The sequence below is a fragment of the Pseudomonas baetica genome, from assembly GCF_019733355.1.
GTDB classification, from domain to species: Bacteria; Pseudomonadota; Gammaproteobacteria; order Pseudomonadales; family Pseudomonadaceae; genus Aquipseudomonas; species Aquipseudomonas baetica_A.
On sequence record NZ_JAIHLQ010000036.1, the window covers coordinates 24,022 to 37,481 of the forward strand.

13 protein-coding genes are annotated in these 13,460 nt (G+C 60.1%); 3 read left to right on the forward strand and 10 right to left on the reverse strand.

Annotation, left to right across the window (positions count from 1 at the left end; all coding sequences use genetic code 11):
* Window positions 1-34 precede the first annotated feature (34 nt).
* From ccoP to ccoN, 4 genes are read right to left on the reverse strand one after another with little or no spacing between them, the layout of a single operon-like run.
* Window positions 35-988 (reverse strand): cytochrome-c oxidase, cbb3-type subunit III, encoded by a 954-nt coding sequence (gene ccoP / locus K5E40_RS26265; RefSeq protein ID WP_221733291.1) that lies wholly within the window; start codon window positions 986-988, stop codon window positions 35-37.
* Complete coding sequence (locus K5E40_RS26270) at window positions 985-1,182, reverse strand: cbb3-type cytochrome c oxidase subunit 3 (protein ID WP_221733292.1); 198 nt, start codon at window positions 1,180-1,182, stop codon at window positions 985-987. The genes ccoP and K5E40_RS26270 overlap by 4 nt, the downstream gene beginning before the upstream one ends.
* Window positions 1,183-1,185: 3 nt before the next feature.
* A complete protein-coding gene (ccoO, locus tag K5E40_RS26275; protein WP_221733293.1) occupies window positions 1,186-1,794 on the reverse strand; it encodes a cytochrome-c oxidase, cbb3-type subunit II in 609 nt (202 codons plus the stop codon).
* Window positions 1,795-1,804: 10 nt separating this feature from the next.
* Entirely contained in the window at window positions 1,805-3,229 is a 1,425-nt protein-coding gene (gene ccoN / locus K5E40_RS26280; protein ID WP_221733294.1) for a cytochrome-c oxidase, cbb3-type subunit I, read from the reverse strand.
* 95 nt (window positions 3,230-3,324) lie between these two features.
* Here ccoN and K5E40_RS26285 point away from each other — a divergent pair, with 95 nt between their 5' ends.
* Together K5E40_RS26285 and K5E40_RS26290 are read left to right on the forward strand one after the other, a co-directional pair.
* Complete coding sequence (locus K5E40_RS26285) at window positions 3,325-4,002, forward strand: alpha/beta family hydrolase (RefSeq protein WP_221733295.1); 678 nt, start codon at window positions 3,325-3,327, stop codon at window positions 4,000-4,002.
* A gap of 1,047 nt (window positions 4,003-5,049) precedes the next feature.
* Entirely contained in the window at window positions 5,050-5,415 is a 366-nt protein-coding gene (locus K5E40_RS26290; protein WP_221733296.1) for a DUF6124 family protein, read from the forward strand.
* A 273-nt stretch (window positions 5,416-5,688) separates the two neighbouring features.
* On the opposite strand, the gene K5E40_RS26295 is transcribed toward K5E40_RS26290, so the two are convergent.
* From K5E40_RS26295 to inhA, 3 genes are all read right to left on the reverse strand, one after another.
* Entirely contained in the window at window positions 5,689-7,254 is a 1,566-nt protein-coding gene (locus tag K5E40_RS26295; RefSeq protein ID WP_221733297.1) for a PAS domain-containing methyl-accepting chemotaxis protein, read from the reverse strand.
* A gap of 101 nt (window positions 7,255-7,355) precedes the next feature.
* Entirely contained in the window at window positions 7,356-8,147 is a 792-nt protein-coding gene (locus K5E40_RS26300; protein WP_221733298.1) for a CPBP family intramembrane glutamic endopeptidase, read from the reverse strand.
* Between the two features lie 238 nt (window positions 8,148-8,385).
* Window positions 8,386-9,072 (reverse strand): isonitrile hydratase, encoded by a 687-nt coding sequence (gene inhA, locus K5E40_RS26305; RefSeq protein ID WP_221733299.1) that lies wholly within the window; start codon window positions 9,070-9,072, stop codon window positions 8,386-8,388.
* Window positions 9,073-9,161: 89 nt separating this feature from the next.
* Here inhA and K5E40_RS26310 point away from each other — a divergent pair, with 89 nt between their 5' ends.
* Complete coding sequence (locus tag K5E40_RS26310) at window positions 9,162-10,145, forward strand: GlxA family transcriptional regulator (protein WP_221733300.1); 984 nt, start codon at window positions 9,162-9,164, stop codon at window positions 10,143-10,145.
* Between the two features lie 12 nt (window positions 10,146-10,157).
* Here the strand turns inward: K5E40_RS26310 and K5E40_RS26315 are convergent, their stop codons facing one another.
* From K5E40_RS26315 to K5E40_RS26325, 3 genes are all read right to left on the reverse strand, one after another.
* Window positions 10,158-10,547: a hypothetical protein gene (locus tag K5E40_RS26315; protein WP_221733301.1), complete on the reverse strand. Its 390-nt coding sequence runs from the start codon at window positions 10,545-10,547 to the stop codon at window positions 10,158-10,160.
* Window positions 10,548-10,798: 251 nt separating this feature from the next.
* Window positions 10,799-12,625 carry a glycoside hydrolase family 15 protein gene (locus tag K5E40_RS26320; protein WP_221733302.1) on the reverse strand — a complete coding sequence of 609 codons (1,827 nt, stop codon included), beginning with the start codon at window positions 12,623-12,625 and terminating at the stop codon, window positions 10,799-10,801.
* A complete protein-coding gene (locus K5E40_RS26325) occupies window positions 12,618-13,418 on the reverse strand; it encodes a glucose 1-dehydrogenase (RefSeq protein ID WP_221733303.1) in 801 nt (266 codons plus the stop codon). Before K5E40_RS26325 ends, K5E40_RS26320 begins: the two co-directional genes overlap by 8 nt.
* Window positions 13,419-13,460: the final 42 nt, after the last annotated feature.

Here is a 13,460-nt window from a genome sequence, read left to right on the forward strand (position 1 = left end):
ACTGAGAAACGTGCGGCAGTGATGTAGTCAATGCTTACTGTTTATTGTCTTCATTAACAAGTTTTTCTGTATTCAATCCATGGCTAAGACTGTACACATAAGCCGCCAGTAATTGCACTTTATCGTTACCCAGCAGCTCATTCTGCGCTGGCATATGACCTTGGCGACCATGGCGGATGGTCTGTTCGAGCTGGGTCAGGCTGGTGCCATAGATAAATCCGGCCGGGTGCGTCAGATTCGGCGCCCCCATGGCTTCAGTGCCGTGGCCGGTTGCCCCATGGCAGGCGACGCAAGTGGTGCTGAACGTTTGCTGTCCGGCTTGCAGGTCGGCCTTGCTGTCGGCGGGCAAAGGCAGGCCGGCCAGATCGTGACGCACATACGCGGCAACGTTCTTCACACCCGCTTCACCGAGCACTTCACCCCAGGCCGGCATCGCCGCCATCCGCCCACCCATGATGGTGGTCTTGATGGTGTCGGCGTCGCCGCCCCAGCGCCAGTCGCTGTCGGCCAGGTTGGGGAAGCCGAACGCGCCTTTGGCATCCGAGCCGTGGCAGACCGAGCAGTTGGAGGCGAACAGACGGCCACCCATTTTCAGCGCCTGCGGGTCTTTCGCCACGTCTTCCAGCGGCATGGCGGCGAACTTGGCGAAGATCGGGCCGAACTTGGCATCCGCCTTGTTCATTTCCTTTTCCCATTCGTGGACGCCGGTCCAGCCGTCCTCGTAACCGGGCAGGATGCCTTTCCAGTTGCCCAGGCCCGGATACAGGATCAGATAGCCCACGGAAAACACCAGCGTGCCGGCGAATAGCATGAACCACCATTGCGGCAGCGGGTTGTCGTACTCCTCGATGCCGTCGAAGCTGTGGCCCATGGTCTGGTCGACGCTGCCCTTGGTCTCGCCCCGACGCGTGCCGATCAGCAGCCAGGTCAGGCCGATCAGGCTGCCGATGGTCAGTACGCAGATCCACGTACTCCAGAAGGTGGTCATGGCCGGGTACTCCTTGGTTCAGGTGCTTGGGTAGTGTCGGGTTGCGGCTCGTCGGCGAACGGCAGCAGGCGCGCTTCGGCGAACTCCGGCGTGCGCTTGCGGTTGAACACCCAGAAAGTCAGGCCGACGAAGGCGACGAACACCACGACGGTGCCGAGGCCGCGAATCAGCCCTGTGCTCATTTCAATGACCATGGCTCACCTCTTGCTCTTGATCGCAGTGCCGAGCACTTGCAGGTAGGAGACGAGGGCGTCCATTTCGGTCTTGCCCTTGAGGCTGGCCACCGCGCCGGCGATGTCGTCGTCGGTGTAAGGCACGCCGAGGGTGCGCAGGGTCTTGAGCTTGGTTTCGGTGTGGCTGCTGTCGACCGCTTGCGTGACCAGCCACGGGTAGGCCGGCATCTTTGACTCCGGTACTACGTTGCGCGGGTTGTACAAGTGCGCGCGGTGCCAATCATCCGAGTAACGCGCGCCCACCCGGGCCAGGTCCGGACCGGTGCGTTTGGAGCCCCACAGGAAGGGGTGATCCCACACGCTCTCACCGGCCACCGAGTAGTGCCCGTAGCGTTCGGTTTCGGCGCGGAACGGGCGGATCATCTGCGAGTGGCAACCGACGCAGCCCTCGCGGATGTAGATGTCGCGGCCTTCCAGTTGCAGCGCGGTGTAGGGCTTCATGCCCTCCACCGGTTTGTTGGTCACGTCCTGGAAGAACAGCGGGACGATCTGGGTCAGGCCGCCGATGCTCACGGCGAACACCATGAGCAGCATCAGCAGGCCGACGTTCTTTTCAATCGTTTCGTGTTTCATGGCGGACTCCTCAGGCCATCTGCGCGGCAGCAACGACGTCAGCAGGCTGCGAGGCCCGCACGGTGCGCCAGGTGTTGTAAGCCATCAGGAACATGCCGCTGAGGAAGATCGCCCCACCCACCAGCCGCACGACGAAGCCTGGGTGGCTGGCCACCAGGGTTTCGACGAAGGAGTAGGTCAGCGTGCCGTCCTCGTTCACCGCACGCCACATCAGGCCTTGGGCGATGCCGTTGACCCACATCGAAGCGATGTAGAGCACGGTGCCGATGGTCGCGAGCCAGAAATGCGCGTTGATCAGGCCGATGCTGTGCATCTGCTCTTTGCCGAAGATTTTCGGGATCATGTGGTACAGCGCGCCGATCGAAATCATCGCCACCCAACCGAGAGCGCCGGCGTGGACGTGGCCGATGGTCCAGTCGGTGTAGTGGGAGAGGGCGTTGACGGTCTTGATCGCCATCATCGGACCTTCGAAGGTCGACATGCCGTAGAACGCCAGCGACACCACGAGGAAGCGCAGGATCGGGTCGCTGCGCAACTTATGCCAGGCGCCCGACAGGGTCATCATGCCGTTGATCATGCCGCCCCAACTCGGTGCCAGGAGGATCAGCGACATCACCATGCCCAGCGACTGCGCCCAGTCCGGCAGCGCGGTGTAGTGCAGGTGGTGCGGGCCGGCCCAGATGTACAGCGTGATCAGGGCCCAGAAGTGCACGATCGACAGGCGATACGAATACACCGGACGCTCAGCCTGTTTCGGCACGAAGTAGTACATCATCCCGAGGAAACCGGCGGTGAGGAAAAAGCCCACGGCGTTGTGGCCGTACCACCATTGCACCATCGCATCGGTCGCACCGGCATACACCGAGTAGGACTTGGTGAAACTCACCGGCAACTCAAGGTTGTTGACGATGTGCAGAATCGCCACGGTGATGATGAACGCGCCGAAGAACCAGTTGCCCACATAAATGTGCTTGGTCTTGCGCTGCATGATCGTGCCGAAAAACACGATGGCGTAGGCGACCCAGACGATGGTGATCAGGATGTCGATCGGCCATTCCAGCTCGGCGTATTCCTTGGAACTGGTGTAACCCAGCGGCAGGCTGATCGCTGCCAGCAGGATCACCAGTTGCCAGCCCCAGAAGCAGAACGCGGCGATTTTCGGCGCAAACAGCTGAGTCTGGCAGGTGCGTTGCACCGAGTAGAACGAACTGGCGAACAGCGCGCAGCCACCGAAGGCGAAGATCACCGCATTGGTGTGCAGCGGGCGCAGACGGCCGAAACTGGTCCAGGGCAAATTGAAGTTGAGTTCAGGCCAGACCAATTGGGCGGCGAGAAAAACCCCGAGGCCCATGCCGACGATGCCCCACACCACCGTCATAATGGCGAATTGGCGGACCACCTTGTAGTTGTAGGCGGTACTGATAGAAGTGTTCATGGTTCCCCATCCACGGTTCAGCCGAAGTGAGTGCGAGCAATAAACGCCGCGAATCCTTCGTCTGGAGTTATAGGCAGACTAAAAGCGAGGCAAGCATGGACAAACAGCACAAGGCCAGTATTGACGGGGATCAATGGGCGCAGTGTGTGCTCGATCATGGATGGCTGTGGGATGCCGCCAGTGGTGAGGCTTCGGCGACGTTGATCCTGGCGCATGGGGCGGGGGCGCCGATGGACAGTGACTGGATGACGGATATGGCTGGGCGCCTTGCTGGACTTGGGGTGAATGTGTTGCGGTTTGAGTTTCCTTATATGGCGCAGCGGCGGGTGGATGGGGTTAAACGGCCGCCGAATCCTGCAGGGAAATTGCAGGAATGTTGGCGTGAGGTGTATGGCTTGGTGCGACTTCATGTCGCTGGGACTTTGGCGATTGGCGGAAAGTCCATGGGGGGGCGGATGGCCAGTCTCTTGGCTGACGAATTGGGGGCTGATGCCTTGGTTTGCCTGGGTTATCCGTTTTATGCGGTGGGGAAACCGGAGAAGCCTCGGGTTGAGCATTTGGCTTCTTTGCGGACGCGGACGTTGATTGTGCAAGGCGAGCGGGATGCGTTGGGGAATCGGGACGCTGTCGAGGCTTACGACTTATCGCCGATTATTGAGGTGTTTTGGCTGGCGTCTGGGGATCATGATTTGAAGCCGCTCAAGGTTTCCGGGTTTACACATGAGCAGCATTTGGCCAGCGCCGCGCAGAAGGTGGCTTGGTTTCTTCGTTGAGGTTTGGGAATGGGATTGGGTGAATATCCGTTGCTGCGGTGATGGCTGATTAGGGTTCCGCCCTTACGGCGGGTCACTTTTTCCAGACGCCGAAAAAGTAACCAAAAAGGCTTGCTTCTGCGTTCGGCCCGCTCGCTGGGGCTCGGGGTTCCTTCGCTCCGGGATTGATCCGGGCGCATCGCCTCCGGTTTGCTTCGCTGCACCTCCTCTCGATGTGTTTGGCTTCGCCAAACGGTCGCTGCGCTCCCACCCCCGGATCAATCCCTCCGCTCAGCCTTCCGACGTCGCCCGTGGATCAAGATCAAAAGCGGCAGCCGAGCTTGCGCTCATCCTGTTGAGTGGTGAAGAGCAGAAGCGGTGCGCGTTGGGCGCTGCTCCTGCTTTTGCTTTTCTGTTGGAGCGAGCTTGCTCGCGAAGACGGCCTGACAGTGGACCCATTTCTACAGACTGCATGCAGTTCCTGTGGGAGCTGGCTTGCCAGCGATGGCGGCCTGCCAGCCGACCAATCCCTTGCTGATGCACCCGGCCCAACTGTAGGAGTGAGCCTGCTCGCGATGGCGGCCTGACAGCCGACCAATCTCTTACTGATGCACCCGATCCAAATGTGGGAGCGAGCCTGCTCGCGAAAGCGGTCTGACAAACAACATCAAAACAACAGGCTAACTTCCCGCTTTTTCTGCCCATAAACGCAATCCTGCGAGCACGTTTAAACTACACAACCCGTTACGCCACCGGGCCTACAACACCTTGCGTCGTTGCCTACGCGTACGCCAGAATCCGCCGACTTACGCGGCTATGAGGTGGGTTGTATCGTTTCCCTGTCACTGGAAAACAGTGATCGGGTTTGGTAGCCCGCTTCGGTACCGCCGTATGGCGCCACCTTATTCAGTCTCTTTTGCGGCTGCGTTTTATATGGTGGACATGCGTGGGGCTCATTCGTGAGCGCCGGGTTCCGTACCGACCGGTCTACCAACCCGCGCATGGCCGCCACCCATCGTTTGGTAGCGAGGGTGTTGGCTCCTATTTCTTCGGTATGGAGCTTCATCTATGTTCAAAATCACGCCAAACCCACCGCACACCGATCCAATCCCCCACGACCCAGCGCTCAGCCCGCAAAAGGTCAAAGAAGCAACCGATCGCGCCCTCGACTACTACCTCAAACCCGAAGACCTGGCGGCCCCGCCAAACTCGCCCAAGTTTCGCCCCGTCTCTCTCGTCGACCCCACGCTGGATGACGAAACCCTTCTGGTCGAGGCGAGCGAGTCGCTTTCATACGCCCATGCCATGGCCGGTAACATCGCCAACTCAATCGGCGGCCCGGAGCGCAAACCGCTGCTGGCGCTGCAACAGGTGATCATGCTCAACGAACTGTTGGTCAATCGGTTGCTGGATAAGTTGAAGTTGCCTCAATAATTTCGCTGGCTGTTATTGCCTCATCGCGAGCAGGCTCGCTCCCACAGGGGATTGTCGTCAGAAACAAATCTGTGATCCCACTACGTTCCAAAGTGGGAGCGAGCCTGCTCGCGAAAGCGGTCTGCCAAGCACCATCACTTTCAGACAAGCAACAAAAAACCCGGAAGCTTTCGCCGTCCGGGCTTTGAAGATCAAAAGATCGCAGCCTGCGGCAGCTCCTACATTGGAATGCATGTTCCTGTAGGAGCTGCCGAAGGCTGCGATCTTTTGCTTTTAGCGGTTAAACCGCTCCACCAACGAGTATTGCGTATTCGCAGTCTTCGTCAGCTCTTCACTCAGCAATGCCGAGTTATGCGCCTGCTCGGAAGTCTGATCCGCCAGCTCCGAAATATTGCTGATGTTGCGGCTGATCTCTTCAGCCACTGCACTTTGCTCTTCGGTCGCGGCGGCGATCTGGGTGGTCATGTCGGTGATGTTGGCCACCGCTTCGCTGATGCCGACCAGTGCCTGATCCGCTTCCAGGACTCGCGCCACACCTTCTTCCGCCTGACGATGCCCAGCTTCCATGGTCTGCACGGCGCTGCTGGCGGTCTGTTGCAACTTGGCGATCAGGGTGTGGATCTGTCCGGTGGATTCGCTGGTGCGTTGCGCCAGTTGGCGCACTTCGTCAGCCACTACGGCAAAACCACGACCCATTTCGCCGGCACGGGCCGCTTCGATGGCGGCGTTGAGCGCCAGCAGGTTGGTCTGGTCGGCGATGCCTTTGATCACGTCGACCACGCCGCCGATTTCGTCGCTGTCCTTGGCCAGTTGGGTCACGGTCAGGCCGGTTTCCCCTACGACAACGGACAGGCGCTGAATGGCTTCGCGGGTTTCACCGGCGATGTCACGACCGCGACCGGTCAGGCGATTGGCTTCCTGGGTAGCGTCAGCGGTGCGCTGTACGTGGCTGGCCACTTCTTGTGTGGTGGCGGCCATCTGGTTGACGGCGGTGGCGACCTGTTCGGTTTCCACGCGCTGGCGTTCCAGACCGGTCGAGCTGCTGTGTGCCAGTCGGTCGGACTGCTTGGCCTGATCGGTCAGGTGTTCGGCGGTGTCTTGCAGACGAGTCAGGCAGGTTTTCAGGCGCGCTTCCTGGCTGAGGATCGACATTTCCAGACGCGCTTGGGCGCCACGGCTGTCGGTGTACATCTGCGCGATCAGCGGGTCGGACGTGGTCTGCTCGGCCAGACGCAGCAGGCGTTTGAGCCCGCGTTGCTGCCATTGCAGGCCCATCAAGCCCAGCGGCACCGACAGACCGGCCGCGAGGGCGAAGCCCCAGTGCGAGTTCAGGGTCGCGCCGATCACGAAGCTCAGTTGGCTGACCAGAATGAACGGCAGCCAGTCTTGTAGCACGGGTAGCCATTTATCGCTGGAAGGGATCGCCGACTTGCCTTGGTTGATGCGTTGGTAGAGCGCTTCGGCACGGCGGATCTGTTCGGCGGTGGGTTTGATCCGCACCGACTCGTAACCGACCACCTGACTGCCTTCAAACACCGGCGTCACGTAGGCGTTAACCCAGTAGTGATCACCGGTCTTGCAGCGATTCTTGACAATGCCCATCCATGGCAAGCCTTGTTTCAGTGTGCCCCACATGTGCGAAAACACCGCCGCCGGGACGTCGGGGTGACGGACCAGGTTGTGCGGCGCACGGATCAGTTCCTCACGCGAAAACCCGCTGATCTCGACGAAAGCGTCGTTGCAGTAGGTGATCACGCCTTTGGCGTCGGTTGTGGAAATCAACCGCTGCTGAGCCGGGAAAGTCCGTTCGCGTTGTGTAATGGGCTGGTTATTACGCATGTTTTTCAATCCGCAAGGCTTTGAAAGGTTGTCGGCGCTGTCAGCTTTTTATTGAAGTTTTTTTTCAGTTTTAAGTACGGCGTCGCAAAACGGCTCTTGCTTCAGCCAGCGAGCATCGGATAAGTGAACAAGCCGAAATGCAGCAGGTTCAGCCCAAAGTGTGTGGCGATCGCGGCACCGAGCCCGCCGAATCGGTAGGCCAGACCATAGCCGACACCTGCCAACCCCGCCAGCAACACCCATGTCCAGCCTGCGCCGATATGTGCCAGGGCGAACAACGCTGAAGCCAGCAGCAGGGCGAGGTTTTCGCCGTAAGGCAGGTGTTTGAAGTGCCGGCTCAGACCGCCCTGTATATAGCCGCGAAACAATGCCTCCTCGACCAGTGTCACCAATAGCAGATTGTTCAGTACCCACAGCCACGCTGGATCCGGCCACTTCGGCGCCCAGGCAATCATGCCGAGCAACATCGCGCCACCCAAAGCCAGAATGACGCTCAAGGTCAGGGCCAAAACAGTGGCGTAGACCGTCAGTCGCAACGACCGTCGCGCGACAATCCACGGGCACACCAGCAACAACCAGAAACCGATCAGCGGTTTGTCGAGATTGAGGTACATCGAAAACGGCACGGCGTTGTCGGTGAAGCGTTGCGGGGCGATGCCCCGGCCGTTATAGAAGCCCGGCAGCCAGTGCAGGGCCAGCGCGACGGCCAAAACAATGAACAGACCATGGCCCAGAAAACGTCCAACCGGCACCTTTTGCTGGCGTACGGCGAACCCGGCGAATAACAGAAGCGCGATCGAGATCAATGCCAGCCAGCCGAGTTGGCCGAGGCTCAGCGCCAATCCGTAGCCGAGGCCGAGCAGTGCCAGAAAGAACCATGGCAGAGACTTCATGGAGGGTCCTTGTGCAGATTGTGTGGAAGGGCTTTCTACACGGACGGGCGGCGGGGGACAAGTGAAGGTGAGGTGAGAAACCGGGACAGCACCAAAGCCATTGGCCAAACACAAATCCCAATGTGGGGCTTGCTCGCGAAGGCGGTGGGTCAGGCAATGAATGTGTCGACTGATACACCATTTTCGCGAGCAAGCCCGCTCCCACAGGGGATTTGTATTCCACCGGGGGGCAGAGGGATCAGCGCAGGTTGAGCTTTGCAGCTGCGCGTTCGGTAATTTCCGTGCGCAGCTTCAACGATGGCGCGGCAAGCAGGCGGGCCTGGTCGACGATTGTGCTCGATGCGTTTTCAGGAGAGCCCGAGTTGAACGGCGGTGCGGGCGCATATTCGAGTTGCAGTTGCACGCGTTGTGCCGTTTCGGCATCGACCAGTTCTGCCGCCAGCACCAGCGCAAAGTCGATCCCGGCCGTAATTCCGCCCCCGGTGAACAGATTGCCGTCACGCACCACCCGATCCTTCACCGCAATCGCGCCCAAGATTGGCAGCAACTCGTGGTACGCCCAGTGCGTGGTTGCGCGTTTGCCTTGCAGCAGACCGGCGGCGCCGAGTACCAGCGAGCCGGTGCACACCGAGGTCACGTAACGCGCTTGGGCGGCCTGGCGTTTAATGAACGCGAGGGTCTGCTCGTCTTCCATCAATGGCCCGACGCCGCCACCGCCCGGCACACAGATCACATCCAGATCCGGGCAATCTTCGAACGTCGTGGTCGGTTTGAGCAGCAGCCCTGTGCTGGCGGTGACCGGCATCAGATCCTTCCAGATCAGGTGCACCTGCACATCCGGCAGCGAAGCGAGCACGTCATACGGGCCCGTCAGGTCGAGTTGCTGAACCTGCGGGAATAACAGAAAACCGATCTGCAACGTCATGGTGTTTTTCTCCATTGAAGGGGTGGACGGCTTCACTGTAGGCGCGTAGGTTCTGGCGTATACGCCAATAACCCCACGAATTACGCCAAATGCCCAAAGCCATTCACGTACTCGCGTTTGCCAACATGCAGATCCTCGACGTCACAGGGCCTTTGCAGGTGTTCGCCTCGGCCAACGATCTTGCCCGTCAGCGCGGCTTGCCCATTCCCTACGCGCCATCGGTGATCGCCAGCGAGGGCGGGGCGGTGATGTCGTCGGCCGGCTTGGCGGTATTGGCCGAACCGCTACCGCAAGCACCCAGCGACACGCTGATCATTGCGGGCGGCTGGGGTATTTATCCGGCGGCTGAAGATGTGCCGCTGGTGGATTGGGTGCGGGAACACGCGGCGAAATGTCGGCGCGTGGCTTCGGTGTGCACCGGGGCTTTCTTGCTCGCAGCCAGCGGCTGGCTCGATGGCCGTCGCGTTGTCACCCACTGGACCCGTTGCGAACAACTGGCGCAGCAGCATCCGAAACTGCAGGTCGAAGCCAATCCGATTTTTATCAACGACGGCCCGGTCTGGACCTCGGCGGGCGTTACCGCCGGCATCGATCTGGCACTGGCGATGGTCGAGCAAGACCTCGGTCGCGAGATTGCGCTGGACGTCGCCCGGCATCTGGTGGTGTTCCTCAAACGCCCGGGCGGGCAGTCGCAGTTCAGCGTGACCTTGTCATTGCAAAATCAGGGTAATCGGTTTGATGACTTGCATGCCTGGATCGCCGAGAACCTGACCTGCGATCTAGGCGTGCCGACCCTGGCCGAGCAGGCCGGAATGAGCGAACGCAGCTTCGTGCGCCATTACCGCGCCGACACCGGCCAGACCCCGGCGCGGGCTATCGAGTTGATCCGGGTCGAGACGGCGCGGCGGCTGCTCAGTGATACCGGGCTGCCCATCAAACGGATTGCGACCAATTGCGGGTTTGGCAGTGAAGAAACGCTGCGCCGTAGTTTCCTGCGCGCGATTGGCGTGACGCCGCAGGCTTATCGGGAGCGGTTTTCGGTCAGTGCTACCAAAGATCCAGCACTGCCTTGAGGGTTTGCCCGGTCAGGCCTCAGCTTCCGCCACCTGATTGAAATACTTGGTCCGATCCGGGGTAAACGTCACTCGCATCTTCGTTCGCGAACAGGTCAGCGTGCGTTCTTCACTCAAGTCGATATCCAGGTGTTCCCCGCGCAACCCCTGCCACTGGGCGAGGTATTTCAGCGAGCCGTACTTCTCGTTTTTCTTCAGGCTGCGACTCACGCCGCCTTTCCAGCCGAGTACCGGCAGTTCGTCGGCGAGGCATTGTTGAGCGAGTTCGGGGAAGCGGATGGCGCGCTGGCGGCCGATTTCCCAGCATTTGATCAGGCCTTTGTCGTCGGCCTCCCACAGTTGAGTGCGGGTCAGGCCGGTGCGCAGGGGCGAGTCGATGGTGCGCTGGATGTGGTGGGTCATTCTGGTTCCTTGAATCGGGTTTTGTTGGACAGCTCCGCTGTGCCCGTTGCGGTGGATGGTAGGGGCGGATTAAACAGCTGGCAACAAGGTATTTCGTGGTGTAAGTGCAAGTTGCAGGGGGAGGATGGATCAAGTTCTGTTGAGTATTTGTAGTCCCTCGCCGCAGGGACAGGACTTTCCTGCATCAGTCGCGGGTTTTAGTCCTACAGCGAGGGTTTTTTGAGTGAAATTTCCGACAGCCTCTGACGACATTACGGCTGCCAAGCATTCTTTTCTCCACTCAAACGACGATCCAGAAAACTTGCCGCGCTGATCAACGCCAGGTGTGTCAGCGCCTGTGGCGTGTTGCCCAAGTGGCGTCCATGGGTGTCGAACTCTTCGGCGTACAGCCCCAGCGGGTTGGCGTAGCGCAGCAGTTGTTCAAATTGCAGATGGGCTTTTTCCACCTGCCCGGCGCGCGCCAGGCATTCGACGTACCAGAATGAACAGGCGGCGAACGCGCCTTCGGTGCCGGGCAGGCCATCGATGCCGTTGTCGTCGTTGCGATAGCGATAGACCATGCCTTCGCGCACCAGGCTTTTCTCGATGGCGTGCAGCGTTGTCAGCCAGCGCGGGTCCTTGGCGCTGACGAAGCGCATCAACGGCATCAACAGCATCGAGCCGTCAAGCGCGGTACCGCCCTGGTACTGAACAAAATGCCCATGTTCTTCGTTCCAGAAGTTTTCCCAAATGTCGCTATAAATGGCCTGTCGGGTTTGATCCCATCGCGCAAATGGCGCGGGCAGCGAGCGTTTGTAAGCCAGGCGAATCGCGCGATCCAGCGCTACCCAGCACATCAGCCGCGAATGCAGAAAATGATGCTGCTCACCGCGCATCTCCCAAATTCCTACATCTTTGTTCTGCCAAGTCTCACAGACGCGGTCGACTATTTGCCTGACATGGTTCCAGCCTTCGTGAGAAATCGCATCGCCGTACTTGTTGACCAGGTACACCGCGTCCATCAACTCGCCAAAAATGTCGAGCTGGATTTGGTCGTAGGCTTCGTTGCCGATCCGCACGGGCTGGGCGCCGCCGTGGCCTGACAGGTGAGTCAGCTCGGTTTCCGGCAACTGCTGGCGCCCGTCGATACCGTACAGAATATTCAGTTTCATCGATTTGCCGTGGCCATCGCTGACCCGGCCACGCAGCCAGCGCATGTAGTCGTTGGCTTCCCCGACAAAGCCAAGACGCATGAACGCATATACCGTGAATGAGGCGTCGCGGATCCAGGTGTAGCGATAGTCCCAATTGCGCGAGCCCCCCGGCGTTTCCGGCAGGCCGAACGTGGCGGCGGCGAGGATGGCGCCGTGTCTGCGTGAGGTCAGCAGCTTGAGTGCCAGCGCCGAGCGGTTGACCATCTCGCGCCAGCGTCCGCGATAGCTGGACTGGCCGATCCAGTCGCGCCAGTACTTCAGGGTGCGCGCCATGCACAGGTTGCCGGCCCCTTCGGCAAAGCGAGGATCTTGGCTTTCACCGAGCATGAACGAGGCTTGCTGATCCTGCCGCAGGGTGAATGTTGCGACAGCTGCACCTGCGTCAATGTGCAGGTCCTGGTCCGCTGCCAGTCGCAGGGTTGGAAAACCACCGGCGCTGAATAACACGTCTTGCTTGTCCATCCGGGCGCTCGTTTCGGCGCGGGCGTAGTCATGCTTGACGGCGCAGCGCATATGAAAAGTCGCCTGACCGCTGGCCACCCGAACCCGCCGCATGAGCACCGGCATGTCATCTTCGTTGTCGCCGATGGGGAGCAGGTCGGTCACTTCGACCACCGCGTGCTCACTGAGCCAACGGGTCTGCAAGACGTTGGTGCCCGGCAGGTAAATCTGTTCGCGCCGTGCATCGGGCAAGTCCGGTGCCAGTTGAAAAATCCCTGCTTCAGGGGTATCTAGCAGCGAACAGAAAATCGACGGGCTGTCGAACTCCGGCCAGCAGAAAAAATCCACGCTGCCCTTGTCGTTGACCAGTGCCGCACTGCGCATGTCGCCGATGATGCCGTGGGCATCGATCGGGCTTTGTCGTTCTTGATGATGTTCAGCCATTGCCGCGAAACTCCGGATAGAGGCTCATGCCGCCGTCGATGAACAGGGTCGTACCGACGATGTAGTCGGACGCGTCAGAGGCGAGGAAGACCAGGGCGTTGGCGACGTCTTCAGCTTCGCCGATACGTCCGTAGGGAATCAGCTCAAGCAGTTTTTCGCCGGCATCTCCTTCAGTGGCCGCTGTATTGATCGCCGTGCGGATCGCTCCCGGCGCAATGCCGTTGATGCGAATGCGCTGATGGCTGACTTCCTGAGCGAGGGTCTGCATCAACTGATCGACGCCTCCCTTGGAGGCCGCGTAGTTGACGTGCCCGGCCCATGGGATGCGCTGGTGCACAGAACTCATGTGAATGATCTTGCCAGCGGCCCGGGACACACCTTCGCGAATCCCTTGGCGCTGGAAAATCCGCAGCGCGGCGCGGGCGCAGAGAAACTGGCCAGTGAGGTTGACGCCGATGACCGTGTTCCAGTCGTCCAGCGACATATCCACGGCGGCGGCGTCTTTTTGCAGGCCGGAATTGGCTACCAGAATATCCAGTGAGCCAAAGGCTTCCAGGGTTTCGGTGAACATCCGTTCGACCTCATCCTCTTTCGACACATCGGCGCCAATGGCGAGGGCTTGACCACCGTCGGCGATGATCTGCCGGACCAGCGCTTGGGCGGGTTCGGCATGGCGATTGTAGTTGATGACGACCGCCGCGCCGGCAGCGGCGAGGGCTTTGGCAGCCGCATGACCGATGCCGGAACTGGCGCCGGTCACCAGGGCCACCTGGCGGGTGAGGGATATCTGCATGCGCGATGGACCTGGGGTTGAGGATTTAATCAACTGACAGAC

Excerpts from the sequence above, each read along its gene's own strand:
- ccoP (WP_221733291.1), bottom strand. The coding sequence starts at position 988 with ATGACCACCTTCTGGAGTACGTGGATCTGCGTACTGACCATCGGCAGC.
- K5E40_RS26270 (WP_221733292.1), bottom strand. The coding sequence starts at position 1,182 with ATGGTCATTGAAATGAGCACAGGGCTGATTCGCGGCCTCGGCACCGTC.
- ccoO (WP_221733293.1), bottom strand. The coding sequence starts at position 1,794 with ATGAAACACGAAACGATTGAAAAGAACGTCGGCCTGCTGATGCTGCTC.
- ccoN (WP_221733294.1), bottom strand. The coding sequence starts at position 3,229 with ATGAACACTTCTATCAGTACCGCCTACAACTACAAGGTGGTCCGCCAA.
- K5E40_RS26285 (WP_221733295.1), top strand. The coding sequence starts at position 3,325 with ATGGACAAACAGCACAAGGCCAGTATTGACGGGGATCAATGGGCGCAG.
- K5E40_RS26290 (WP_221733296.1), top strand. The coding sequence starts at position 5,050 with ATGTTCAAAATCACGCCAAACCCACCGCACACCGATCCAATCCCCCAC.
- K5E40_RS26295 (WP_221733297.1), bottom strand. The coding sequence starts at position 7,254 with ATGCGTAATAACCAGCCCATTACACAACGCGAACGGACTTTCCCGGCT.
- K5E40_RS26300 (WP_221733298.1), bottom strand. The coding sequence starts at position 8,147 with ATGAAGTCTCTGCCATGGTTCTTTCTGGCACTGCTCGGCCTCGGCTAC.
- inhA (WP_221733299.1), bottom strand. The coding sequence starts at position 9,072 with ATGACGTTGCAGATCGGTTTTCTGTTATTCCCGCAGGTTCAGCAACTC.
- K5E40_RS26310 (WP_221733300.1), top strand. The coding sequence starts at position 9,162 with ATGCCCAAAGCCATTCACGTACTCGCGTTTGCCAACATGCAGATCCTC.
- K5E40_RS26315 (WP_221733301.1), bottom strand. The coding sequence starts at position 10,547 with ATGACCCACCACATCCAGCGCACCATCGACTCGCCCCTGCGCACCGGC.
- K5E40_RS26320 (WP_221733302.1), bottom strand. The coding sequence starts at position 12,625 with ATGGCTGAACATCATCAAGAACGACAAAGCCCGATCGATGCCCACGGC.
- K5E40_RS26325 (WP_221733303.1), bottom strand. The coding sequence starts at position 13,418 with ATGCAGATATCCCTCACCCGCCAGGTGGCCCTGGTGACCGGCGCCAGT.